Below are 21,868 nucleotides of genomic sequence, written 5' to 3'. Positions count from 1 at the left end.
TTGGCAATTTGCTGTTCGCCGGCAATCACAGGATAAATCTGATGTTAACAACAATAAAAAAATATCTGGGGCCAGGCATAACGTGCTTATTGGCAATATCGTTACTCAATACTGCAATTGCCGCCCCTGCTGTCACCAATCCTGTCAAACCGGGCAGCGCAATACGCATAGGCATGATAGATGGCTTGAGTGGTGCTTTCAGCAATGCTGGCGAGGCGGTGCAAAGAAATTTGCAAATCGCCATAGAGCGTGTCAACGCTCGCGGTGGAGTGCGCCTGCCGGATGGCCTGCATCCTCTGCAACTGAGCAGTTTTGATAATAAACAGGGAGTGGAAGAGTCGCTGACTGCGCTCAGACATGTGACCGACCAGCAGATACCCTTTGTGGTGCAAGGCAATAGCTCAGCCGTGGCGCTGGCATTGGTGGATGCCATTAATAAGCATAACCAGCGGGTACCCGACCATAGGGTGCTCTTTCTCAATTATTCCGCAGTGGATACCACGCTGACCAATGAAAAATGCAGTTACTGGCATTTCCGTTTCGATGCCCACGCCGACATGCGCATGCATGCACTGACCGAAGTCATCAAGACAGATAGTCGCGCGAGTAAGATTTATTTGATAGGCCAAGATTATAGTTTTGGCCGCCAGGTGAATAAATCTGCCCGCGCCATGCTGGCAGAAAAACGGCCCGATATCCGCATCGTCGGTGAGGACTTGCATCCCATAGGCAAGATCAAGGACTTCTCGCCCTATGCCGCCAAGATCAAGGCCAGCGGAGCTGATGCCGTCATCACGGGCAATTGGGGCAATGACTTGAGCTTGTTGGTCAAAGCCTCCAGGGACGCTGGTATGACAACCAAGTTTTATACCTTTTATGGCAATGGCCTGGGCGCACCTGCCGCCCTGGGTGATGCTGGCTTGGGCAGGGTGCGTGCCGTGGCTGAATGGCATCCCAATGCCGGTGGTGCCGATAGCGATGCCTTTTACCAGGAATTCCGCCAGCGTTATCCTGACCCTAGGGATGACTATGTGCATTTGCGCATGCAAGCCATGGTGGAAATGCTGGTTGCCGCGATAGAAAAAGCCAAAAACACAGAAGCCGCCGCTGTTGCCCGCGCACTGGAAGGCGCACACTACAAGAATGCTTTTCATGATGCCGTCATGCGTGCGGAAGATCACCAATTGATACAGCCATTGTATGTCTCGGTCATGCAAAAGAAGGGGGAGAACGGGGTGCGCTTTGATAACGAAGGCAGTGGTTATGGCTTTAAAACCGAACGTTATTTTGATGCGCGATTGACTGCTTTGCCCAGCTCATGCAAGATGCTTAAATTGAAATAACAGTCTTACGCAAAACCGCCCCAGCTACGTTGCAGCGCCCAGCCGTACTATAAAGTACTGTCGTCGCTACGGTGTAGTCGGAGTTTCAGACAAGATGTTGTCTGCCGACGTGACGAACCACCCTTGCAAGGGTGGTTTCATGAAGCGACAGTCTTGCTGGGACAATTTTGCGTAAGCCCTAGTATCTGTAACCCTGAAAATATAAAGGAAGCATCGTATGAGTAATCCGTTTTCTGGTTCCGAAATCCCCGGCATGAATGCCATGGGTGATACCCTGTCTTTCGTTAAAAAACTCTGGGGCAATATGCAAGTGCCGGGCATGGTCGCGCCACCAATGTCGGTGGACGAGCTCGACAAGAAAATTCAGGACTTGAAGACGGTGGAATCCTGGCTCACCGTTAACATGAACATGCTGCGCGGGACCATACAGGCACTGGAAGTGCAGCGCGCGACGCTGGCAGCCTTGCAATCTCTCGGTGAAAGTTTCGCCCAGCATGCGCAGCAGGCGGGTGCGATGGCGGAGCAGGCCGTATCAGCTACCACTGCGGCTACTGCAGCAGCAAATGCGCCAGCAAGCAATCCCGGTAGCAATGCGGACTGGCCCATGCATCCAAATGCAGCCAAGGCAAAGGCCGCAGAGCCCGATCCCGATGAAGAGCTTGACGAAGATAGTGCAGACATGCCGCCTGAAGCCGGTGCAAGCCCTGCTAAAGTAGAAGTGCCGGTAGACGAAACTGCTCAATCTCCCGGTGCTGAAAAAGCTGCAGATGCAACAGACACCAGTACACCTTTCGTCAATCCTGCGGCCTGGTGGGGGCTGCTGCAAGAGCAATTCAAGCAGGCAGTCAGCAAGGCCATGGAAGGGGAGCAGACCGAGACTGCAAAAGATACAACGCCAGAAAAAAAGGCCCCTGCAAAGAAAGCAGCTAACAAAGCTGCAACTAAGCCCACAACCAAGCCCACAACTAAGCCCACAACCACATCCACAGCAAAGTCGTCAGCGACGAAAACTGCCAAGCCATCAAGCAAAGCTACGTCTGCAACTGGCAGCAAGCCAGCCAAAGCGAGTAGCGGGGTGGCAGTCAAGCCTGCGGTGAAAGCTGTCAGCAAGGCTGCAAGAACAAGCAAGTAAAAATAAAATGTCGATGCTGAATGATCAGCATCGACTATCATGAAGCCCTGAATTTCAATAGAACGGGGAAGTGCAGTTGACCTTGTTGACTTGCTTGATTTCCACGACTTTCAAATTATTATCCATCATCCAGGCAGCCATGCGCTTGATGGTTGGCTGGCCCGTCCTATTGATGACGATTACTTTATCGGATTTGCCATAGACGCAATCGCTTTTAAATTCCAAACCTTCCTTGGGGCCGACAGCAGGTAGCGGGACTTCTATCAGTTGTAAGGGAAATTTTGCCAACTCTGCTGCTGACATTTCCCCATACCGTATGTTTGTATCGATAACGAATGCAGCTTTGGAAAACTGCTCAATTGGGTTTGGCGTGCTTGATTTTGTTTCTATGGGTTTGGCGACAAAGGCCACATGTTTATTGCCAATATTATCTCCACTTATCCCTTGCCATTTTTCATTGATTTCCTTGCGCGACGGCAAGCCATTTGCTGCCGGGGCAGATGTGGTCTGGGCAACGGGTAGCGGTGAAGCAGTTGCTACAGTTGCTGCCGCTTTTGGTGTTGCTGCTGCAGGTGCAGCCTTGACAGGTGCTGCTGCAACTTCTTCACCCTGGTATTTGTATTTGCCGTCGAATGGCACGTCACCCCATGCGCTGGCGCAGTTTTCTACATGCAACTGCATGCCGCCGGATGCACGTTTTAATGTCATATTGCATCGACCTTGGCTAAAATCCCAGCCGCCAGGCGCATCTGATAACTTTCCTTCTCCTGCGCCACTACGCAAATTGCCGGGCTTGCCTTTTTCTGCTACTTCCAGCGTGAATTTGCCATCTGGTTTTACTGTTAACTGACGTTCAAAACTGTTGTCGCTGGCATCATAGACACCAGCCTTGGGAAAAGGATTGTAGTCAGCGGCCAGAACAGGTGCGGTCATGGATGCGAGGCTTGCAGCAAGAAGACTGATCTTTTTGAAGGAGGGAGAGTTTTTCATGTGGTTACAGTGTGAAGTTAGAAAAAAGTCAGAATGGCAGTTCCTGAACCAGCCTGTCAGATCAGGATGCATGATGCATTAATGTAAATAGATGGTGCATGAGAGACGTAGGTGTGTCAATCAAGTAATTGTGTGTTTTATATTAAAGCGCAACAATGTGTAAGCAGGTTTGCATAACAGGTAGTATTTTGCTATTAACTGCAATGCGAAAATATTCGTATATTTATGTTGTCATGACTGACCTATCAGGAGAACTAACAGTGGCTTTCATCTACGAGAGAATTCCCGAAGCAGATATTGTTGCTTTTGGCTTGCGCGAGATTGATAAGCAGTTTCCCATGGCTGTGGCGTCCAGATGGGTGATAGACCGCGAGCGCAATTTCTATTTGCGCTACTTGACCTACGACCGCGAACAGCCATCACACAAAAATTTCAGCTACTTTTGGAACGGTAATCTGTATAGCTTGCGCCTGCGCAGCGAAGGACAGGACATGCCGGACGATAAATGGAAAACCAGCTGGAGCTGGCTGGGCATGCGTGAACCAGAAGCAGACGCCAGGGCAGAGTTTGAAGCGAACCGCACCGCTTTCATGACAGATATCAAAGATGCCTTGCGGGCTTACCGCGATGGTTCCTTGTCGCCAGCCTATTCAGCCCACATAGCAGAATTTGACTTTTAGACGGAGGACTTATGTCAGGTCTCAGTCATCTGCAAGCCATAGCGTTGCTGCAAGATCATCCAGAAGATTACCGCACGCCGGGTTCATTGAAAGACCTCGCCAATCAGGTGTCCGTCTATTCTGACGGACAAGTCACCCTGCTCTATGGCGGTATGGTGCACAAGGACATTTCCAGTAATGACCTGGTTGAGCTCATGGTCGCCAATCAAGAAAATATACGCGCGATTAACAAGACACCGATAGCGGCTTTTCTGCAGTCAGAAGATTACCTTGAGGCTGTCGCCAGAGCGCATCATTGTAAGTCAGTCGATGAAGTACTGAGCAAGCGTGATCATCCGGCCAATCAATTCATGTTCGCCGCCACAGATGGCCGCTGGGCAGATGCTTCGGCCCGGTTTGCTGCCACCACCAAAGGCGAGGTCATGACGCTCAGCGGTTATGCCGGTGCAGACCGCACCCTGGGCCTGGTGGAGTTGCCTGCCATATTGAAAAACACTGAGGTCACGCATATCAATGGCAAGCCCAAGGATGTATTTCAGGCGATCTACGATGAGACAGGTTCGCTGGCTGAGGTGTTCAAGGCGGTTTCAGCTTCATCTTATGAGTTGATGCGCAATATGGAGGTCAAGGCTTCCACCCATATCAATGCAGACGGTAGCGAGAAAAAGATCGCAGAAAAAGTTGGTTCAAAAAGCCTGTTTGAAACTTCGTCGTATAAGGGCAGCAGCCTCGCTAAAGGAGAAGCAAATTTATCGATTGCCTCCATACCTGAAGCAAAATTCAAAGCCAATATTGACGAGGGAAAATTACACCTGGAAAATATAGAACAAAAGAATCTGGCAGACAGGAAACGAGGGATGGATACGACAGGTTTGCTGCTGGTAAACGATACTCCTTCATCCAGACTGCTTGCGATTTCCTCTGGCCCTGCGCTGAAGCTGGAATCGGCTTCGCACAAGATATAGATTGTGTGGGATACAAAGCCGAGAGGCGGATTTTTACAGCACTAGCTGTCAGCTCGCTATTTTTGCTTCAGTAAAATTAGCGGCAACAAAATCCCAATTCACTAAACTCCAGTAAGCTTCCATATAAGCAGGTCGCTGGTTGCGGTAGTCAATGTAATAAGCATGTTCCCACACATCGCAGGTCAGCAAAGGCTTGTCGACACCGATCAAAGGCGTGGCAGCGTTTGAAGTATTGACAATTGCCAGCGTATCGTCAAAACGCTTCAGTAACCAAGTCCAGCCAGACCCAAAATTACTGATGCAGGACTGAGTAAATTCTTGCCTGAATGTGTCAAACGAACCCCATTGAGCCGTAATCGCGTCACCCAATGCGCCAGTGGCAACGCCGCCGCCGTTGGGAGTCAGGCTTTGCCAATAAAAATTATGGTTCCACACCTGTGCGGCATTATTGAATATGCTGCCGGTGGATTTCTTGATGATATTTTCCAGAGACTCTTCGGCAAATTCTGTGTCCTTGATCAGGGCATTCAAATTCGTCACATAGGCCTGATGATGTTTGCCATAATGAAATTCCAGGGTTTCCCTGGAGATATGTGGTTGCAATGCATCCATTGCATAAGGTAGTTCGGGTAGGGTATGCAGCATGTCAGTCCTTCCGGTGAGCAAGGTTACGGAGTGGTGTCCACACGCAGTGTCGCTTGCAATGTTATTTCAGGGACACTTGCAAGTGCTTTTGACAGTGGGCAGTCACGTTTTGCTGCCGCCGCGATTTCCTGGAATTGCGCATCGCTTATGCCAGCGACAGTCGCTTCCATTGCCAGCGCAATACGGTCGATCACGAAACCCTCACCCTGCTTGGATAAGCTGACGCTGGCCTTGGTATCAACATCGGTGGTTTTCAATCCTGCTTTTTCGCAGGCAAATGAAAATGCCATGGTGAAACAGGCAGCATGGGCGGCACCCAATAATTCTTCTGGGTTGCTACCGCGCCGGTCGTCTTCAAAGCGACTGGCAAAGCCATAGGGATAATCCTTCAGCGCGCCGGTTTCAGTGCTGATATTACCGACAGCTGTTTTGCCTGAGCCTTCCCAATGGACGCTGGCAGTTTTTTTGGTCATGGTAGATCCTTTTCTGTGAGTGCAGCAAAGTAGGCCAGGTTCATCATTGCGCTAGTATGCGCATCAGTTTCCCTGATCAGAATTTGTCATTTAGCCGTAGCCTATGCCTTTGCTTTAAAGGCATCTGTTCGCTAACACACGCAAGGATACTTATACAATTTGTGACTTTATTGACCTGTTATATGTGAGTCAGCGCACAGATCATCTTCTGTCATTCCCTTAGTCTGCATGCGTATATGCAGCATGCGTTTTCCTACTGGAATTAGATGATCATGATAAAAATACACACAGGTCAGGCAGGGGCTCAACTCAGTCGCGAGGAATTTGGCCAACGTTATCGCGCCAGATTTATTGATCCGGCTTTTGGCGCTGAAGAATCCGCGATAGCCAGGCTGGAAGAAATTGCCTGGCATGCTTATGACGAAGGACGCAAAGCACCGTTCACGCAAAAAGCAGGTGCTGGCTATGCAGACCCGGATTACGATCTGTCTGTGGAGTGGCAAGCAACCAAAGACCGTCTGGATGCAGCGCAAACACATTGGGGGGAAGCAGCCACACCATCTCGTGTCTTGTTGATCTGCGGTTCAGCGCGCAATGACGGTACCTGTCCCGGTGAAATGTCCAAGAGTTTTCGCCTGCTGCAAATCGCCAAAAAGGAATTGGAACAAGCAAATATTCAGCCCGATGTACTCGACCTGAGTTTACTGACTTCAGAGTATGGCAAGAATATTTTCCCCTGCAAAGGCTGCGCCTCAACGGCCATGCCCTTGTGTCACTGGCCTTGCAGTTGCTACCCCAACCATGCGCTGAACCAGACCAATGACTGGATGGCAGAAATCTATGAACGCTGGGTCGCAGCGCATGCTGTCATCATCGTCACTCCAGTCTATTGGTACCAAAGTCCCAGTCCCCTGAAGCTGATGATAGACCGCCTGGTCTGTGCTGATGGTGGTAATCCCGATCCTACCTCCACCTCAGGAAAAAAAGCCGCCAAGGCCAAGGAGCTGGAAATGGCAGGCTGGAATTATCCCCAGCATCTGGCTGGCCGAGCCTATGGCCTGATTGTCCATGGCGACGTGGCTGGTGTAGATGATTCACGTCGCGCATTGTCTGACTGGCTGGACTGGATGGCCTTTATCGATGCAGGAACACAGGCACGACTGGGGCGGTATATAGGTTACTACGAACCCTATGCCAATAGTCATGAAGCGCTGGATGCAGATATGGACATGCAGCAGGAGTCACGTAATGTGGCTACTGCGGTAGCCAAGGCAGTGATTGAATTACGTGCGGGTCGATTGCAGGCCGTGCAGGCTGACGTAAAAAGACCGCGACCAAAATAAATTCTTTGAAGTATGAACAGCCTTTGTCGATGTGAAAGAAAAAAATGAATCCTTATCTTCACCATGTATCCGGCTTTTTCGCTGAACGCGGCGAGGCCGAAGCTACTCTGAGCAGCCTGCTTTTGAGAGGCATACCGTCCGGGCGCATGCAGATTTTTGACAATACCCTTGCAGCACCTCCAACTGCTGCATTGCCACCCCAGCCCGGTCCTGTGGCGGGTAGCGACAAGGCCTTGAAAGATATTCTGGTCAGTGGTGCTATCGGGACCGCTGTGGGTACAGGACTGGGTGCCCTGGCAGAAGTGGCCCTGGTCGCCGCCAATGTCAGTCTATTTATCGCCAGTCCCCTGGTTGCACCTCTGGTCATGATGGGATGGGGCGCCAGCATCGGTGGTTTGCTGGGTGCCACGCAAGGCGCGTTCAAGAAAAATACCGCTGACGCAAGTGAAGCGGATAAGGCTGGTGCTGACAAGCAAGGCTGGTTATCCAGCTTGATCGACGATGCGATTACCAGCGGGCAGTTTGTGCTGGTAGTGCAAACAAACACTGAGCAAGAGACAGCCATAGCACAGGAAGTGATTGAAGCATCAGTTGGTGTTTACAAAGATGACAGCATCGCCTGATTTAAGCCTGCAAACAAGCCGGCGTTTCAATGCAGATACTAGCTTTTCCATTGCACATCGGGCAAAGCCAGAATCCAAACTTAGTAACATCTTGATCAGTTAGCCACACGACTGTGAACATGCTATTGAATCTGTTGAATGGATTTAACGACTGTAGTTGGGGGACGTAAAGGATACATTGCAATCCACAATTTCGCCGTTAGATATCGGTACTGGTGCTATTGTCTGTTCTTTTGATTGCTTGACATATTGACCGCCCGACTTGGCGACAAACTCGTACATCTGATTTTCAGTTAAAACTCGCTTATCAATGTTTGGAAATGGTGTAATTGCAAAAATAATACCATTCTTGATTGCACGAATTTCACGCAGACTGGCCATTATAGGATCCGGGGCAGTTGGGTATGAAAAAATCGCCAACCAGATGGAAGCGATAGCATTACTCCACGCCCAATGTCGTAGCTAGGACCATTCTCTTCTCTACAGCCCCGTTCAGGATTGCAGGTGCATAAAGGTTCAGTTGCCGTTGCGGTTTTAGCGAATAATACGAAGAGAAAGATGAAGAATAGTTTCATATGGCTAACGTCGAAATGAGCGGATAGCCTCCCACAAATTAATAAAGAACACAGCCGCATCGCGGCCAGTCCGATCGATTGTCATATTGAGGAGCATCATCTGCGACAAGCGACTTGACCTCCTGATAGATGGACACGATTTCGGCTGGCGAAACTTCGCTCCACTATTTTAATTCCCGATCAATTGTCGCGCCAGGTTCGATTTTTGTATGAAGCCCTCCGCGATCGCGGAAAGCAGCCAATTTGGCCTTAGTGACATTCAATTGTGCTATGCGGACGGATTTTGCGGCGCTATGGAGTTTTACTTGTCTGTCACTCGCGATTATGGCATTACGTAGCGCTGTCTCCCGGCGCGCCAAAATACAGAGCATCATCGCGGCCAGTCCTATCGACCATCCTGTTAGCCTCAATAACGCTCAATCGAAAAAGCTCTGTCAAACTGGCTTTGCCGGTGATAGATAAATCTCAGCAGGAATACCTATGAGTGCAGGCCCGGATAAGTATCCTCCATCTAAGGACCCTGATTCGTTGAGAACACGACCTACAACACCAAGCAGAGCACTGCGAAGTGCGATGTTGCTGAAGATATTGCGTGGCCCAGCATGATACATTTCAGTTGCTACTTTAGTCGCAATTTGAATGATAGGCTCAAGCTTAAACTCCAATTGAAACCAATTGCCATGTTTATCCTGCGCACTAAAAGTATTCGGCAAGCCTATATCTCCCATGTGGGAAATTAGAACTATGCCAAATACTTCTGGAAGCCAATCTATCAGGCGTCTTGCCAACATTTGGTCTTGCGCAAGCGCAGCAATTTCAACATTTATTTCATCATCAGAAATACCATCACGTCCAAGCACGGCGATGGCATTTTGCAGGAGTTCTTCAGAAAGTAATGGCAGCATAGTAGTGAGAGCTTAACGTTGAACTGAACGGCTGGCCGCCCAGAGAAATAAAATGAACTGTACCCTTTTTGGGCAGCCCAACTCGAGTGCCATGTTAGCGCATTTTATTTGACGACGAGCTCAAATTCGTTGGGGGACAGGCCAAGAAGATGGCTCATACGTTGCCCCTTTTTTTTGCTCCATAGGAGATAGTGGTCACTCATGCTGAGTGCGACCTACAAGCAGAAATAGCGCTCAATTAGAATGCTACTTTGGCTTAATCTTCAGTCTGTGGCCGATTTTTTGCTCAGCACTTGCAAAGCCTCTTTGGTCCACTGCACACGGCTTTCCTCAAAAGTGATACCAGCTTTCAGTATCAGGTAGCGCAGTTGCTGCTCATGCGACAGCTTTGCAGTACTGAAGTCGCGTTGTTCAATTTCTCTATAGGTCTGTAGCTCTTGCTCATGCATTTGCAAACGACGCTCAAATTCTTCCGCCAGGCCCAGCGGGCCTATGGCGGCATCAGCGCGTAGTTTGACCATCATGTCATCACGCAATCGCATCGGTGCACTGGTTTCGCTGGCCCAGCGCCGCAATTCATCCCGGCCAGCGGGCAGGATGTCTATCAATTTTTTACCCGCGCGCCCACCTTCAACCTCGGTCGAAATAACCCAGCCCTGGCTCTCCATGCGCCCCAGTTCCCGGTAGATTTGCTGGTGCGTTGCATGCCAGAAATAGCCTATGGACTTGTCAAAACGCCGCGCCAGGTCATAGCCTGAACATGGCTTTTCGGCAATCGAAGTCAGCAAGGCGTGAGGCAGAGACATGTTTTAGAGTAAATAGTCGGTGTGGTTTTCAGACATTTTATATGCAACTGGTTGCATAAATAAAGCAGTTTCGTTATATTCTTATGCACTCAGTTGCATAAAATCTAAAACAAAACATTTGTTGCTTGATTGAACCCTTTATATTTAGGAAAACGCCATGTCTTTTTATCCCCACCTGACAAAGCCACTCGATCTGGGTTTCACTACTCTACCAAATCGCCTGTTAATGGGTTCCATGCACGTGGGACTGGAAGAAGTCGATAATGGCTTTGAGCGCATGGCGGCATTTTATGCAGAGCGCGCCCGTGGTGGCGTAGGCCTGATTGTGACGGGTGGCATCGCGCCGAATGAAAGAGCGCGTCCCATGCATGGCGGTGCCATGCTCACTACTGAAGCAGAAGCAGAACACCATAAGATAGTCACCAAGGCCGTACACGATGAAGGTGGCAAGATCGCCATGCAGATTTTGCATTTTGGCCGTTATTCTTACCAGCCTACTCTGGTCGCACCCAGCGCTATCAAGGCACCGATCAATCCTTTCAAACCGCATGCACTGACGACAGAAGAAGTCGAAGAAACCATCTCTGATTTTGTCCGCTGTGCCGCACTGGCGCAATCAGCTGGCTATGATGGTGTCGAAGTCATGGGCTCGGAAGGTTACCTGATCAATGAATTCATCGCCGCCTGCACAAACCAGCGCGATGATGAATGGGGCGGTGCCTATGAAAACCGTATCCGCTTCCCTATAGAAATCGTACGCCGCATACGCGAAAAAGTGGGTGCCAACTTCATCATCATCTACCGCCTGTCCATGCTGGATCTGGTCGATGGTGGTTCTACCCTGGAAGAAGTCACGCAACTGGCCAAAGCCATAGAAGCAGCCGGTGCGACGATTATCAATACTGGCATAGGCTGGCATGAAGCACGTATCCCAACCATTGCCACCAAGGTGCCGCGCGCAGCTTTTGCCTGGGTGACGAAAAAGCTCAAAGGCCAGGTGAATATTCCCCTGATCGCTACCAACCGCATCAATACTCCTGAAATTGCCGAGCAGTTACTGGCAGGAGATTATTGCGACATGGTCTCAATGGCACGCCCACTGCTGGCAGACCCGCTGTTCATGCGCAAGGCGCAAGAGGGCAGGGCAGACGAGATCAATACCTGCATAGGTTGCAACCAGGCCTGCCTGGATCACACTTTTGGCGGCAAGGTGACGTCCTGCCTGGTCAATCCACGCGCCTGCCATGAGACAGAACTGGTTGATGCGCCTCTGGAAAAAGCCAAGCGCATTGCTGTAGTTGGTGCTGGCCCAGCCGGTTTGAGCTTTGCCACGACCGCAGCCAATCGCGGCCATGCCGTGACACTGTTTGATGCCGGTTCTGAAATTGGCGGCCAGTTCAATATTGCCAAGCAAGTGCCGGGCAAAGAAGAGTTTTATGAAACTCTGCGCTATTTCGGAAAACAGATAGAGCTAACCGGCGTCACGCTCAAGTTGAATACCAAGGTCGATGTGGCTGACCTGGCAGACTTTGATGAAGTCGTGCTGGCAACGGGCATCACCCCACGTGTTCCTCCTATCGAAGGCATAGAACATGCCAAAGTCCTGAGTTATCTGGATGTTTTGCGTGATAAGAAAACAGTAGGCAAATCCGTCGCCATCATAGGCGCAGGCGGCATAGGTTTTGACGTTGCAGAATACCTGAGCCATAGCGGCACCAGCCCGAGTCTGGACCCAGAAAAATTCTACGCAGAATGGGGTATTGATACCGACTATAAAAACGTCGGTGGCTTGCGCGCCGCACAGCTGGAAAAACCAGCACGCCAGATTTTCCTGTTGCAACGCAAGACCTCCAAGGTTGGTGATGGCCTCGGTAAAACCACGGGCTGGATACACCGTACAGGTTTGAAAAACCGCGAAGTGCAAATGATCGCTGGTGTCAGCTATGACAAGATAGACGATGCTGGTTTGCATGTCACCATCGGTGGCGAGCAAAAGCTGCTGCCTGTCGATAATGTGATTCTGTGTGCAGGTCAGGAACCTAGGCGCGATTTGCAAGCTGCACTGGAAGCCGAAGGAAAACCTGTGCACTTGATTGGCGGTGCAGATGTGGCTGCCGAACTCGATGCGAAACGTGCCATCAATCAGGGCACACGTCTGGCAGCAACAATCTGAAGATAGCAAATCGCCATTCAGGATGAACTCACTTTATTCAGACCCCGTTTGATCAATGTTAAATGCAATACCGAAAGGATGATGATGAACAATGTACCTGCAACTGTCGCCGCTTCCCTGCAAACCTGGCATGAGATGATTGCCAATAAAGACCTGAGTTCCTTGCCATCCATCGTGCATGCTAATGCTGTGTTTCGTTCTCCCATGGCGCACCAGCCCTATACCAGTGCCCAGGCTGTCGTGCTGATACTCAGTACGGTGGCCCAGGTGTTTGAAAATTTTACTTATCATCGCGAGTTGTCTTCTGATGATGGCTTGAATATCGTCCTGGAATTCAGTGCCAATGTCGGTGACAAGCAACTCAAAGGCATAGACATGATACGCTTTGATGCCGATGGCAAGATTGTTGATTTTGAAGTCATGGTCAGGCCCATGAGCGGCTTACAAGCGCTTGGGCAGGAAATGGGTGCGAGATTGGCGCAGTATCTGCCAGCCTATAAAGCATCTAAATAGGCGGCTGAAGAATTTCCTGCCAGTTGCTTTTTATTTGCGTGCCTGCCTTTTCAAAAAGCGCATGAGGCTGCCCAGCAAGGGCAGCTTCTCGTACAACTCTTCCGCCGCATCCCAATAATCGCGGTGAAAATTCACCCGACCATCAGCAGCAAAGCGTATATGTGTAGCTCCCCGTATGCATTGTGGCGCAGCATTGAAGTTTTTCATCGTAAACAAAAACTCCCAGACCAGAAAGGCAGTATCGTTTTGCAAAACCGATGAAGTAACGCGAAAACGCGGTTCACGAACTTGCACAAACATGTGCTGGAATACATGGTTGATGGCAGGCAGCCCGCGCAGTTCGTTGAAGGGGTCTTTGAAATAGGCATCTTCTGTATAGATGCCAGACAAGTTCTGGCAAGTCTTCAGTGAAATGGTTTCAAAGAAAACTATCAGCTTGTCCAGGCTGGCTTGATGATCAAGAGTAGTCGACATTTATAAACCTGTCACCTTATGAACCAGATAAAAATAGCTGCGGTAAGGTAGCAGGCGCGCCAACCTCAACCAGTTGGTAAAGCGATGGGGAAAGTGTATGTGAAAGTCGCCTCGCTGCATACCCTTGACGATGGCCAGAGCCGCTGCTGGCGCGCTCATCAGGGCGGGCATCTTGAAATCATTCCCTGCTGTCATCGGTGTTTCAACAAAGCCTGGATTAATCATATACACCGCAATATTTTTAGGACGTAAATCCAGATACAGACATTCACACAAATTGATGATGGCGGCCTTGGTTGGCCCGTATACCAGTGCCTTGGGCAATCCAGAGAGGCCAGCTACTGATCCAACTATACCGATACCACCGCAACCCTGCTTTAGCAGCGCAGGCAAGACGGCATCCAGGCATTGGTAAACCCCGCGCACATTAATATCTATCAGCCTGTTGACTGCGGCAAGATCAAGGCTGTCTGCCCGCATTTCATTGTAGCTACCGGCAACGACAAGTACCAAGTCTATGCTGCCCCATTTTTCAATCAAGTGCGCATGACAAGCGACCAAGCTGGCGTGATCGCAAATATCTACTGCCATGGCTTCGGCCATCGGGTAGTCAGCCGCAATTTTTTTCAGTTGCACCAGTTTTCGGGCTGACAGTGCGACCCTGGCACCCAGCGTCAGCAACAGCCTGGCAGTTTCTTCCCCTATGCCGCTGGATGCACCGATGATCCAGATGCGTTTACCCTGCCAGTCGCGGATGACGGGGTTCATGGTGTGGTGTTACTACGTTTGGTGAAAGAGAGAGTCACGCTGCCGAGCTCAACTCCAAATTTGCGCATGATGGCACGGTTCAGCATTACTTTGTCATCCATCAAGACCATGGTGTCGTCAAAATCCACGTTATAGACGCTGCCATCGACAGGCAAGGCCAGCACATAATTCCAGTGCAGGGTGTTGCCGGACACCTGTCCTTTGGCTTCGCCTATGACATCTGAGGCGGTGCCGGTAAATTGATCATTCCCTACTTTTTTCAAAGTCCAGATGCGTTTTTGCTTGCTCCCATCTGAGTAAGTAAAGTCTTCATTGAGCGTGCCAATATCACCTGACCACTGGCAATCCATGACTACGGTAAAGCGTTTGACGATGGCACCTGACCTGTCCTGGAATATGCCCCAGGCATCAAGCTTGCCATTGAAATAGCTTTGCATGTCCAATTTGGGGACTTCGTTGCGGTAGCGGCCGGGCTCATACTGGCTGGCACAGGATGTCAGTAGCATTATCAGGCTGCAGAAAAATAATCGGTAAGTTTGCTTGAACATATGCTTTCCTGATGTGAGTGTTCGTTTTGGCGGAGTGCTTAATTGCCTGCGGATTTGCTGCCTAGCAGCTTGTTACGTAAACTCTGTGCCGTGGTTTTTTTGTCCAGCCATATCGCAAAGAAAGCATGGGCAAATTCAGCATCGCGTATCTCACCCAGCAATTTTCCATTCAGATAAAATCTGGCTGCTTCATTCGGTATATGAATGCCGGTGATGTGTGTACCCTGTTTTACGTCCGGGAAAATTTTCTTCATCTGTGCTAGCCAGCGCTCCCGCTTTTCGACTGTGCCTAGCTTGAGCTTTTCTATTTCATCTATGCTGGCATCGGCGATTTTGCTGCCATACAAAGTGCGGGCATAGGCCAGGTCCAATGCAAACTTTTGTGGCTTCTCACTTTCCGGCTTATAGCCTTCAGGTACAGACCACAAGCTTGCGTCGTAAATATGCAGGCCAAACCAGCGAAAACTGCCTGTTCCCTGCAAGCTGGCTTGCGGAATTTCCTCACTGATATGTGCAGGTGCTGAGTTTGTCGGCTTGTCTTCGGCATGCACAGTCATCGCTGTCGCTGCAAGCAACAGCGACAAACACAAGCTACGTATCAATGGCAGGGTAGTCATTTTTTCCTCAGTGTGAATTGAGTGACATTGATGCTGCCAGCACGGAAACCTGCTTCGCAATAAGCCAGATAAAATTCCCAGGTACGCAAGAATTCATCATCAAAGTTCTGCGTCTTGACCTGCGCCAGTTTTTCCATGAAGGCATGACGCCAGTGCAGCAGGGTGCGTGCATAGTCGAGGCCAAAATTGAAGGTATCAAGTACTTCCATGCCGTAGTTTGCTGCCATGGCGTGAAATTTTTCTATGGATGGCAGCATGCCGCCGGGGAAGATGTATTGCTGTATAAAGTCCGTACCCTTGCGGTAACGGTCGAATAACTCATCTGCAATGACGATGCTTTGCACGCATGCACGGCCGTCCTGTTTCAGGTTGCGGTGCAGGCATTCAAAATAACCTGGCCAGTAAGCTTCACCAACTGCTTCAAACATTTCTATGGAAGCGATTGCGTCATAGTTGCCATTCGCGTCTCGATAATCCTCTATCTTCAAATCACTCTTTGCATGCAGGCCAGCATTGTGCAGGCGCGCTTGGGCATATTGCAATTGTTCGGTAGAGAGCGTCAGACCAGTGACGTGGGCACCTGCATCCCGTATCGCCATCTCAGCAAAGCCGCCCCAGCCACAACCAATTTCCAGCACCCTGGCGTTTTTTGGTAATGCCAGTTGCTCCAGTATGCGGCGATATTTTGCCTGTTGTGCTTCTTCCAGTGATTGGTCTTGCTCGCCAGCATAAATCGCACTGGAGTAAGTCATCGATGGGTCCAGCCACAGCTTGTAGAATTCATTGCCTATGTCGTAATGAGCGTGAATATTTTTCTTGCTGCCTGTGCGGGAATTGCGGTTCAGCAGATGCTTTAGCCTATAGACAAGGTTGCCCCACCAACTGCCATAAATCACGCTTTCCAGTTGCTGGCGATTATGTGAGATTAGTTCTATCAAGCCAGCCAGGCTGCTGGTGCTCCAGTGGCCGGCGATATAACTTTCGGCAAAGCCGATGTCACCTGACTTGAGTACCGCACGATACAGCTCCCAGTCTTTCAAATGCAGGCTAACGTGCTGCCATCCTTCTGACGCGCGGCCAAAGCTGGCAGTTTGTCCATCCGGGAACTGTATGGTCAGGCAGCCATGCTCAAGTTTGTTCAGCAGGCTGAGGACGAACCTCGCTTGCGCTGGAAAATGCTTGCTATTCAGTTGGGTGTTGACTGTGGCGTTGTTGTCAGCGCTTGCAGTGCCAGAGGCAAAAGTGGGATGTAGGCTGCTCATCGGCTTAACTCTTCAGAAGGAGGAATAGGTTTGGAAATAAAGGGTACTCGCTTGATCCACAGGCGCAGTGCTTGTAGGTGAATGCGTAGCACCACGCCGATAGTCATGAAGGGGTAGCGCAACATGACCTTGGCTATGTGAGTGTTACTCATGTGCTGTTCTCGGCCAGAAACGCTGGTGAGTAATAGCGGACCTTCAGCATCGGCATAGTCAATTCTGGCCAGGTATTTTTTCTGCGTGTGTTCTGCAGTTGTCTCTGCCGTCTCTTGCTGGGCTTGCATGAAACGGAAGCGATAGTTACCTTCCACCTTGCAGAAGGGCGAAACATGGAAGATTTTCCTGGCTTGCAACTCTTCGCCATTGGCCAGCCTGCCACCATTCTCTAGCAGGTATAAATGCTTCTCACCAAAGGTATTGCGTACTTCGCACACCACGGCACGCAAGCTGCCATCCTGGTGATGACAAAACCAGAAAGACACTGGATTAAACACAAAGCCAAACACCCTGGGGAAGCATTGCAAGCAAATCTCGCCGTCGGCATCTGTGATGCCCTCGCTTCGCAACAATCCATCTATCCATAGTGCCAGCGGCTGGCGAGCATCACCATGGTCACGTTCATGGAAAGACAGGGCATTAAAGCGGTTCACGGAAAACAGTGCGGGTGTGCTCATATGACCGATGTCACGCACAGGCACTCGGATGAAAAACACGCCATAGCGAAATGCGTTTTTTGCCGGGCGCAAGCGCTTGTGCATGACTTCGCCTGTACATAAGGTGACAGCAGATTTGGTGGCTGGCGTGTTCATGCCGCACGCGTCATACGTTCGTAGGCTGCTTCTGCACGCGCGAGTATGCACTCTGCGACACGCAGGCCAGATTTCAAGCCATCTTCATGGAAGCCATAGCCTGTCCAGGCACCGGCGAACCAGATATTTCTCCTGCCCTGAATATTGACCAACTGGTTTTGTGCATTGATTGCCAGCGCGTCAAATACAGGATGAGAATAGTCAAAGCTATTGATAATACTGGCCGCTGCCGGTTCTTGAATTGGATTCAAGGTGACAATTACGGGTGTCTTGAATGGCAGGGGTTGCAATTGATTAATCAGGTAATGCACGCAGACACGTGGCTCGTTACCGCTTTCACTTTGGTAATTCCAGGCCGACCAGGCTTTTTTATGTTCAGGCAAGACACTGGCATCGGTATGCAGCACTGCGCGATTGGGCTGGTACTTGACCGCCGACAGAATCTGACGCTCAGCCAGGTCGGCATCAATCAGCAATTTCAGGCTTTGGTCGCTATGGCTGGCTAACACTACATGCTCAAACGTTTGCGTGCCATGTGCGGTCTGGACTGTGATTGCGCCTGGTGCTTTTTCTTGCACACTTAACACCGGCGTTTGCAAATGCCTGTGTGCAATCCGAGGCAGGATCTTTTCCACATACTGCCTCGCGCCACCTTGAACGGTTTGCCACTGTGGCCTGTCATTTACTTGCAGCAAGCCATGGTTGTGGCAGAAATTCACGAAAGAAGATAGCGGAAATGCCATCATGGTCTCGGTAGGGCAGGACCAGATACAGGCTGCCATCGGCAACAAATACCATGCGCGGAATTCTTTACTGTAGCCATGCTGGTCGAGAAAGCTGCCCAGAGGCTGCATGAAGTCGGGATGATTTTTCGTCGTTGCCAGCGCAGTAGTCTGTTTATTAAAGCGCAGGATATCGCGCAACATGCGTATAAACGCCGGGTTGAGCAGATTGCGGCGCTGGGCAAACACCGTATCCAGATTGGCTCCAGCCCATTCCAGCAGGCGGCCCCTATTATTGCTCACTGGCATTTTGACAGAGAAAGACATGTCGGTCGCAACAGTCGCGATGTCAAGCTCCTTGAATAAATTGACCAGGTTTGGATAGGTCTTGTGGTTGAACACCAGGAAGCCGGTATCAACGCCATAGGTCTTGCCTTCCAGGCTGACATCGACGGTATGCGTATGCCCGCCAAAGTAATCATTGGCCTCAAACAGGCTGATTTCATGCCCAGCTTTAGAAAGCTCGTAGGCGCAAGACAGGCCGGAGATGCCGGAACCGATGACTGCGATTTTCATAATCTGTATCTGTTCAGAATATTAGTAAAAGTAACACATATTGATGAATCTATTAGCGGAATCGTCCCGGCAGTGCCTTGGGTGTCATCCATGCACATCTATAGATACGCAAATAAGGGCTGATTGGATTCATGCGCCTTATCGATTAGCCACACTCAATCTGCTTCGCTCAATAATTTACCTGGTAAAAATGTCGTCTTGGGTTAAAATATGACCGTCAATTTCATTTTGTGACTCATCAGTCACAAAATATACTACAAAGTTTTTATTTGTGCAGAAAAAATAATGGAAATCCGTATTCCTTTTAAAAAACAACAGTTTGATGCGCGTGAAGAAGCCATCATTGATGCTGTCAATCGCCTTTTATCAGAAAAAGGTTATGACTTGATGACCATGGATGATGTCGCCGATGCGGTGGGCATAGCCAAGGGCAGCCTGTACAAGCATTTTTCATCCAAGGAAAAGCTGGCGGGTGCGGCCATGACGCGGCTGCTGAAAGCAACCCAGGCTGAACTGGATACCTTGGCGGTCGACATGCCAGCGATAGACAAGATCAGGCACATCCTGGCCTGGTCCTTGCGCTTGCGCCTGCAGGGGGGCGTGCCACACCTGCCGTCCACCAGCCTGGCCTTGCAGCGCAGCCTGATGCTGAATCTCGATTATGTGATGGTGGCCCTGCGTGTCAATAAACGTTTTTATGCGCTGGTGGCGCAAGCCAGAGAGCAGGGCGCATTGACGCCGCTGGTGCCGGATGATGTGCTGGTCTATACCCTGTATTCACGCGCTTGTGACCCGACCATGGAATTTCTCATGCGCGACAAGCGCCTGACACATGAACAGATAGTCGATGCCATGGTACATGCAACCATAGGTGGTTTTTTGTCAAATGATGCGAGAAAAACCTAAAGCAGTCAGCTTGATGAATTGTTTTCTTTTGAAAGGCGCAAGGCTTCCTGCAAGATGCTGATGTCGCCGATGTGATTTGCCAATAGCAAGATCAGTCTGGCATTCAGGGCCGCACTGGCTTCATCACTAAGCTCGCGATGGGAGTCTATCAATAGCTGATAAAAATCATCACCAGCGCTGTAATCGCGCTGCGCAGATTTGGCGGGGTAATGGAAATTCGCTTGCAGGTTCAAAGGCATCATGCCACTCCTGATGAGTTGCCGCATGCAGTTTGTACTGCACGAAGGATGTGATTCACTTCAAATTTCTGCCAGCGTGCAGTCAGATGTTGATCTGGCCTCAACAAGTGATAGCTGCCATTTTCTGCGCCATAGCGCTGGTGCAGCAAGCCCTTGGTATCAGTCAGGATCAGGTGGGCATCAAGCGCGCCTTCCTGTTTGCAAATGATGAGCGTGACTACTGGAATTGCTTCGTGTTCCAAAGTCTTTATCGCAGCCAGATGTGCAGCTGGTATGTCAGATACGGCATCACAGAAATACAGGCCATGAAAAACAGGCTGCAAGTAATCGATCAGGAAACCTGTTCCACTTTGAGTACTGACTGGCCCATCTTCAAATGGTGCGCCAATTTGTAGGGCAGTATCAAAGCTGGCGTGGTCTGGTGTGTTTAAAATAGTAGTTGATAAAGTTGACGGCACAGATAGTCGCCCTGAATTCACCAGCTTGCGGGCAAACGCATGTTCTTGCGCCAGACTCAACACTGCATTGCGAAAGCACTTGCTGATCGCACTTTTAGGCGTGATGAAATCAGTAGAGCGTGTCGAGTTCAGCAGATTCTCATCGGCTGCAAATACGCGTTCATCTGAATAAGTGTCCAGCAATTTGGCTGGTGCCTTGCCATCAACGACGAGCTTCAATTTCCACACCAGATTATCCGCATCCTGTATGCCGGAATTGGCACCACGCGCGCCGAAGGGTGACACCTGATGGGCAGCATCGCCAGCAAACAACACGCGGCCATGGCGGAACTTTTCCATGCGCCTGCACTGGAAGGTGTAGACACTGACCCATTCGAGTTCAAATTCCCTGTCATCGCCAAGCATGGCCTTGATGCGGGGAATCACGTTTTCTGGTTTGCGTTCTTCCACCGGGTCGGCATCCCAGCCCAGTTGAAAATCGATGCGCCAGACATTGTCGGCTTCACGGTGTAGCAGCACAGATTGATTTGGGTGGAAAGGTGGATCAAACCAGAACCAGCGCTCTGCCGGAAAGTCGGCCTTCATGACGACATCGGCAATCAGGAAACGATCCATGAAAACCTTGCCTTCGACTTCCAGCCCCAGCATCTGGCGCAAGGGGCTGCGCGCACCATCGCAGGCGATCAGCCAATCGGCTTGCAAGCTGTAATCGCCTTCTGGTGTGGCTATCTGCAAGGTGGAAAATTCTTCATCTCGCTCAATCGCAGTGACACGGTTTTTCCAGCGCAACTCAACGCCTAATTCCACCGCACGCTGAACTAGAAATTCTTCCAGATAGTATTGCTGCAAATTCACCATGCCCGGATGCTTGTGATCCGGCGCAGGCAAGAGATTAAAATTGAATACTTCTTCCTTGCGAAAAAAAGTACGCCCTACATTCCACTCTACGCCCTTGTTACGTACCGCCACTGCCACGCCCAGTCTGTCAAGTATCTCCAGCGTGCGCTTGGCATAGCACAAGCCGCGCGAACCTACCGACACCGTATCATCGTCATCAAGCACCAGCACATCTAGTCCCTGTAACTTGCAATCTATCGCCGCCGTCAAACCCACGGGACCAGCACCGACTATCACAACTTTGCGACGCGTGATTTCCTTGGTCTGCAACTCCGGTGGAGTCACGAAAGGGAATTTTTGATATTGATAAGTGCTAAGCAAAATGCGGCTCCTGCGGCGCGATTAAAGCGAAAGACCCAGAGATATTTGAAGGTTCATGACAGCAAAAGAATTTCTCTTGTTTTTCTCTGTGGTGTAGCAGGGAATTCG

The 21,868-nt window shown here is 50.2% G+C and carries 24 protein-coding genes; 9 read left to right on the top strand and 15 right to left on the bottom strand.

What is annotated here, in order from left to right; translation table 11 throughout:
• Window positions 1–41: 41 nt before the first annotated feature.
• Both H8L47_RS17930 and H8L47_RS17925 read left to right on the top strand, forming a co-directional pair.
• Entirely contained in the window at window positions 42–1,343 is a 1,302-nt protein-coding gene (locus tag H8L47_RS17930; protein ID WP_186954974.1) for a branched-chain amino acid ABC transporter substrate-binding protein, read from the top strand.
• A gap of 217 nt (window positions 1,344–1,560) precedes the next feature.
• Window positions 1,561–2,475: a PhaM family polyhydroxyalkanoate granule multifunctional regulatory protein gene (locus H8L47_RS17925; RefSeq protein ID WP_186954973.1), complete on the top strand. Its 915-nt coding sequence runs from the start codon at window positions 1,561–1,563 to the stop codon at window positions 2,473–2,475.
• A 54-nt stretch (window positions 2,476–2,529) separates the two neighbouring features.
• Here H8L47_RS17925 and H8L47_RS17920 read toward each other — a convergent pair whose 3' ends face one another.
• On the bottom strand, window positions 2,530–3,465 hold the full coding sequence (locus H8L47_RS17920; RefSeq protein ID WP_186954972.1) for a hypothetical protein: 936 nt from the start codon (window positions 3,463–3,465) through the stop codon (window positions 2,530–2,532).
• Window positions 3,466–3,698: 233 nt separating this feature from the next.
• On the opposite strand from H8L47_RS17920, the gene H8L47_RS17915 reads away from it, so the two are divergent.
• A complete protein-coding gene (locus H8L47_RS17915) occupies window positions 3,699–4,145 on the top strand; it encodes a hypothetical protein (RefSeq protein ID WP_222616586.1) in 447 nt (148 codons plus the stop codon).
• Between the two features lie 11 nt (window positions 4,146–4,156).
• Window positions 4,157–5,110, top strand: coding sequence for a hypothetical protein (locus H8L47_RS17910; protein WP_186954970.1), 954 nt, complete (start codon window positions 4,157–4,159; stop codon window positions 5,108–5,110).
• Between the two features lie 48 nt (window positions 5,111–5,158).
• On the opposite strand, the gene H8L47_RS17905 is transcribed toward H8L47_RS17910, so the two are convergent.
• A complete protein-coding gene (locus H8L47_RS17905) occupies window positions 5,159–5,755 on the bottom strand; it encodes a superoxide dismutase (RefSeq protein ID WP_186954969.1) in 597 nt (198 codons plus the stop codon).
• Window positions 5,756–5,778: 23 nt separating this feature from the next.
• Window positions 5,779–6,228 (bottom strand): OsmC family protein, encoded by a 450-nt coding sequence (locus H8L47_RS17900; RefSeq protein ID WP_186954968.1) that lies wholly within the window; start codon window positions 6,226–6,228, stop codon window positions 5,779–5,781.
• 272 nt (window positions 6,229–6,500) lie between these two features.
• Here H8L47_RS17900 and H8L47_RS17895 point away from each other — a divergent pair, with 272 nt between their 5' ends.
• Together H8L47_RS17895 and H8L47_RS17890 are read left to right on the top strand one after the other, a co-directional pair.
• Window positions 6,501–7,571 (top strand): flavodoxin family protein, encoded by a 1,071-nt coding sequence (locus tag H8L47_RS17895; protein WP_186954967.1) that lies wholly within the window; start codon window positions 6,501–6,503, stop codon window positions 7,569–7,571.
• Window positions 7,572–7,615: 44 nt separating this feature from the next.
• A complete protein-coding gene (locus H8L47_RS17890; RefSeq protein WP_186954966.1) occupies window positions 7,616–8,194 on the top strand; it encodes a hypothetical protein in 579 nt (192 codons plus the stop codon).
• Between the two features lie 144 nt (window positions 8,195–8,338).
• On the opposite strand, the gene H8L47_RS17885 is transcribed toward H8L47_RS17890, so the two are convergent.
• From H8L47_RS17885 to H8L47_RS17875, 3 genes are all read right to left on the bottom strand, one after another.
• Window positions 8,339–8,575: a hypothetical protein gene (locus H8L47_RS17885; protein ID WP_186954965.1), complete on the bottom strand. Its 237-nt coding sequence runs from the start codon at window positions 8,573–8,575 to the stop codon at window positions 8,339–8,341.
• A 628-nt stretch (window positions 8,576–9,203) separates the two neighbouring features.
• The gene (locus H8L47_RS17880; RefSeq protein ID WP_186954964.1) at window positions 9,204–9,674 is read right to left on the bottom strand and encodes a hypothetical protein; all 471 of its coding nucleotides are present in this window, start codon (window positions 9,672–9,674) and stop codon (window positions 9,204–9,206) included.
• Window positions 9,675–9,937: 263 nt separating this feature from the next.
• The gene (locus tag H8L47_RS17875; RefSeq protein ID WP_186954963.1) at window positions 9,938–10,480 is read right to left on the bottom strand and encodes a PadR family transcriptional regulator; all 543 of its coding nucleotides are present in this window, start codon (window positions 10,478–10,480) and stop codon (window positions 9,938–9,940) included.
• 157 nt (window positions 10,481–10,637) lie between these two features.
• Here H8L47_RS17875 and H8L47_RS17870 point away from each other — a divergent pair, with 157 nt between their 5' ends.
• Window positions 10,638–12,653: an NADPH-dependent 2,4-dienoyl-CoA reductase gene (locus tag H8L47_RS17870; RefSeq protein WP_186954962.1), complete on the top strand. Its 2,016-nt coding sequence runs from the start codon at window positions 10,638–10,640 to the stop codon at window positions 12,651–12,653.
• 84 nt (window positions 12,654–12,737) lie between these two features.
• Window positions 12,738–13,166, top strand: coding sequence for a nuclear transport factor 2 family protein (locus H8L47_RS17865; protein WP_186954961.1), 429 nt, complete (start codon window positions 12,738–12,740; stop codon window positions 13,164–13,166).
• Window positions 13,167–13,196: 30 nt separating this feature from the next.
• On the opposite strand, the gene H8L47_RS17860 is transcribed toward H8L47_RS17865, so the two are convergent.
• The 7 genes from H8L47_RS17860 to H8L47_RS17830 all read right to left on the bottom strand — a co-directional run bounded on the left by H8L47_RS17860 (window position 13,197) and on the right by H8L47_RS17830 (window position 18,939).
• The gene (locus H8L47_RS17860) at window positions 13,197–13,640 is read right to left on the bottom strand and encodes a nuclear transport factor 2 family protein (protein WP_186954960.1); all 444 of its coding nucleotides are present in this window, start codon (window positions 13,638–13,640) and stop codon (window positions 13,197–13,199) included.
• Entirely contained in the window at window positions 13,641–14,408 is a 768-nt protein-coding gene (locus H8L47_RS17855; RefSeq protein ID WP_186954959.1) for an SDR family NAD(P)-dependent oxidoreductase, read from the bottom strand.
• Window positions 14,405–14,914: a DUF3833 domain-containing protein gene (locus H8L47_RS17850; RefSeq protein ID WP_186954958.1), complete on the bottom strand. Its 510-nt coding sequence runs from the start codon at window positions 14,912–14,914 to the stop codon at window positions 14,405–14,407. The genes H8L47_RS17855 and H8L47_RS17850 overlap by 4 nt, the downstream gene beginning before the upstream one ends.
• An 80-nt stretch (window positions 14,915–14,994) precedes the next feature.
• Window positions 14,995–15,573, bottom strand: coding sequence for a chalcone isomerase family protein (locus H8L47_RS17845; protein ID WP_186954957.1), 579 nt, complete (start codon window positions 15,571–15,573; stop codon window positions 14,995–14,997).
• The gene (locus tag H8L47_RS17840) at window positions 15,570–16,835 is read right to left on the bottom strand and encodes an SAM-dependent methyltransferase (RefSeq protein WP_186954956.1); all 1,266 of its coding nucleotides are present in this window, start codon (window positions 16,833–16,835) and stop codon (window positions 15,570–15,572) included. Before H8L47_RS17840 ends, H8L47_RS17845 begins: the two co-directional genes overlap by 4 nt.
• Complete coding sequence (locus H8L47_RS17835) at window positions 16,832–17,641, bottom strand: DUF1365 domain-containing protein (protein ID WP_186954955.1); 810 nt, start codon at window positions 17,639–17,641, stop codon at window positions 16,832–16,834. The genes H8L47_RS17840 and H8L47_RS17835 overlap by 4 nt, the downstream gene beginning before the upstream one ends.
• The gene (locus H8L47_RS17830; RefSeq protein ID WP_186954954.1) at window positions 17,638–18,939 is read right to left on the bottom strand and encodes an NAD(P)/FAD-dependent oxidoreductase; all 1,302 of its coding nucleotides are present in this window, start codon (window positions 18,937–18,939) and stop codon (window positions 17,638–17,640) included. Before H8L47_RS17830 ends, H8L47_RS17835 begins: the two co-directional genes overlap by 4 nt.
• Before the next feature lie 285 nt (window positions 18,940–19,224).
• On the opposite strand from H8L47_RS17830, the gene H8L47_RS17825 reads away from it, so the two are divergent.
• Window positions 19,225–19,845, top strand: a complete 621-nt coding sequence (locus H8L47_RS17825; RefSeq protein WP_186954953.1) for a TetR/AcrR family transcriptional regulator — start codon at window positions 19,225–19,227, stop codon at window positions 19,843–19,845.
• Between the two features lie 5 nt (window positions 19,846–19,850).
• On the opposite strand, the gene H8L47_RS17820 is transcribed toward H8L47_RS17825, so the two are convergent.
• Both H8L47_RS17820 and H8L47_RS17815 read right to left on the bottom strand, forming a co-directional pair.
• On the bottom strand, window positions 19,851–20,084 hold the full coding sequence (locus H8L47_RS17820) for a DUF2783 domain-containing protein (protein WP_186954952.1): 234 nt from the start codon (window positions 20,082–20,084) through the stop codon (window positions 19,851–19,853).
• The gene (locus H8L47_RS17815) at window positions 20,084–21,760 is read right to left on the bottom strand and encodes an FAD-dependent oxidoreductase (RefSeq protein WP_186954951.1); all 1,677 of its coding nucleotides are present in this window, start codon (window positions 21,758–21,760) and stop codon (window positions 20,084–20,086) included. Before H8L47_RS17815 ends, H8L47_RS17820 begins: the two co-directional genes overlap by 1 nt.
• Window positions 21,761–21,868 lie beyond the last annotated feature (108 nt).

Source organism: Undibacterium umbellatum (assembly GCF_014284125.1).
Taxonomy (GTDB): domain Bacteria; phylum Pseudomonadota; class Gammaproteobacteria; order Burkholderiales; family Burkholderiaceae_D; genus Undibacterium; species Undibacterium umbellatum.
This window is presented reverse-complemented; position numbering and strand designations above follow the sequence as displayed.

Bases quoted from the DNA above. Each gene is read 5' to 3' on its own strand.
- H8L47_RS17920 (WP_186954972.1), bottom strand. From the start codon at position 3,465: ATGAAAAACTCTCCCTCCTTCAAAAAGATCAGTCTTCTTGCTGCAAGC.
- H8L47_RS17905 (WP_186954969.1), bottom strand. From the start codon at position 5,755: ATGCTGCATACCCTACCCGAACTACCTTATGCAATGGATGCATTGCAA.
- H8L47_RS17890 (WP_186954966.1), top strand. From the start codon at position 7,616: ATGAATCCTTATCTTCACCATGTATCCGGCTTTTTCGCTGAACGCGGC.
- H8L47_RS17930 (WP_186954974.1), top strand. From the start codon at position 42: ATGTTAACAACAATAAAAAAATATCTGGGGCCAGGCATAACGTGCTTA.
- H8L47_RS17825 (WP_186954953.1), top strand. From the start codon at position 19,225: ATGGAAATCCGTATTCCTTTTAAAAAACAACAGTTTGATGCGCGTGAA.
- H8L47_RS17830 (WP_186954954.1), bottom strand. From the start codon at position 18,939: ATGAAAATCGCAGTCATCGGTTCCGGCATCTCCGGCCTGTCTTGCGCC.
- H8L47_RS17880 (WP_186954964.1), bottom strand. From the start codon at position 9,674: ATGCTGCCATTACTTTCTGAAGAACTCCTGCAAAATGCCATCGCCGTG.
- H8L47_RS17885 (WP_186954965.1), bottom strand. From the start codon at position 8,575: ATGGCCAGTCTGCGTGAAATTCGTGCAATCAAGAATGGTATTATTTTT.
- H8L47_RS17900 (WP_186954968.1), bottom strand. From the start codon at position 6,228: ATGACCAAAAAAACTGCCAGCGTCCATTGGGAAGGCTCAGGCAAAACA.
- H8L47_RS17840 (WP_186954956.1), bottom strand. From the start codon at position 16,835: ATGAGCAGCCTACATCCCACTTTTGCCTCTGGCACTGCAAGCGCTGAC.
- H8L47_RS17835 (WP_186954955.1), bottom strand. From the start codon at position 17,641: ATGAACACGCCAGCCACCAAATCTGCTGTCACCTTATGTACAGGCGAA.
- H8L47_RS17910 (WP_186954970.1), top strand. From the start codon at position 4,157: ATGTCAGGTCTCAGTCATCTGCAAGCCATAGCGTTGCTGCAAGATCAT.
- H8L47_RS17870 (WP_186954962.1), top strand. From the start codon at position 10,638: ATGTCTTTTTATCCCCACCTGACAAAGCCACTCGATCTGGGTTTCACT.
- H8L47_RS17865 (WP_186954961.1), top strand. From the start codon at position 12,738: ATGAACAATGTACCTGCAACTGTCGCCGCTTCCCTGCAAACCTGGCAT.
- H8L47_RS17875 (WP_186954963.1), bottom strand. From the start codon at position 10,480: ATGTCTCTGCCTCACGCCTTGCTGACTTCGATTGCCGAAAAGCCATGT.
- H8L47_RS17845 (WP_186954957.1), bottom strand. From the start codon at position 15,573: ATGACTACCCTGCCATTGATACGTAGCTTGTGTTTGTCGCTGTTGCTT.
- H8L47_RS17915 (WP_222616586.1), top strand. From the start codon at position 3,699: ATGACTGACCTATCAGGAGAACTAACAGTGGCTTTCATCTACGAGAGA.
- H8L47_RS17850 (WP_186954958.1), bottom strand. From the start codon at position 14,914: ATGCTACTGACATCCTGTGCCAGCCAGTATGAGCCCGGCCGCTACCGC.
- H8L47_RS17895 (WP_186954967.1), top strand. From the start codon at position 6,501: ATGATAAAAATACACACAGGTCAGGCAGGGGCTCAACTCAGTCGCGAG.
- H8L47_RS17925 (WP_186954973.1), top strand. From the start codon at position 1,561: ATGAGTAATCCGTTTTCTGGTTCCGAAATCCCCGGCATGAATGCCATG.
- H8L47_RS17855 (WP_186954959.1), bottom strand. From the start codon at position 14,408: ATGAACCCCGTCATCCGCGACTGGCAGGGTAAACGCATCTGGATCATC.
- H8L47_RS17820 (WP_186954952.1), bottom strand. From the start codon at position 20,084: ATGCCTTTGAACCTGCAAGCGAATTTCCATTACCCCGCCAAATCTGCG.
- H8L47_RS17860 (WP_186954960.1), bottom strand. From the start codon at position 13,640: ATGTCGACTACTCTTGATCATCAAGCCAGCCTGGACAAGCTGATAGTT.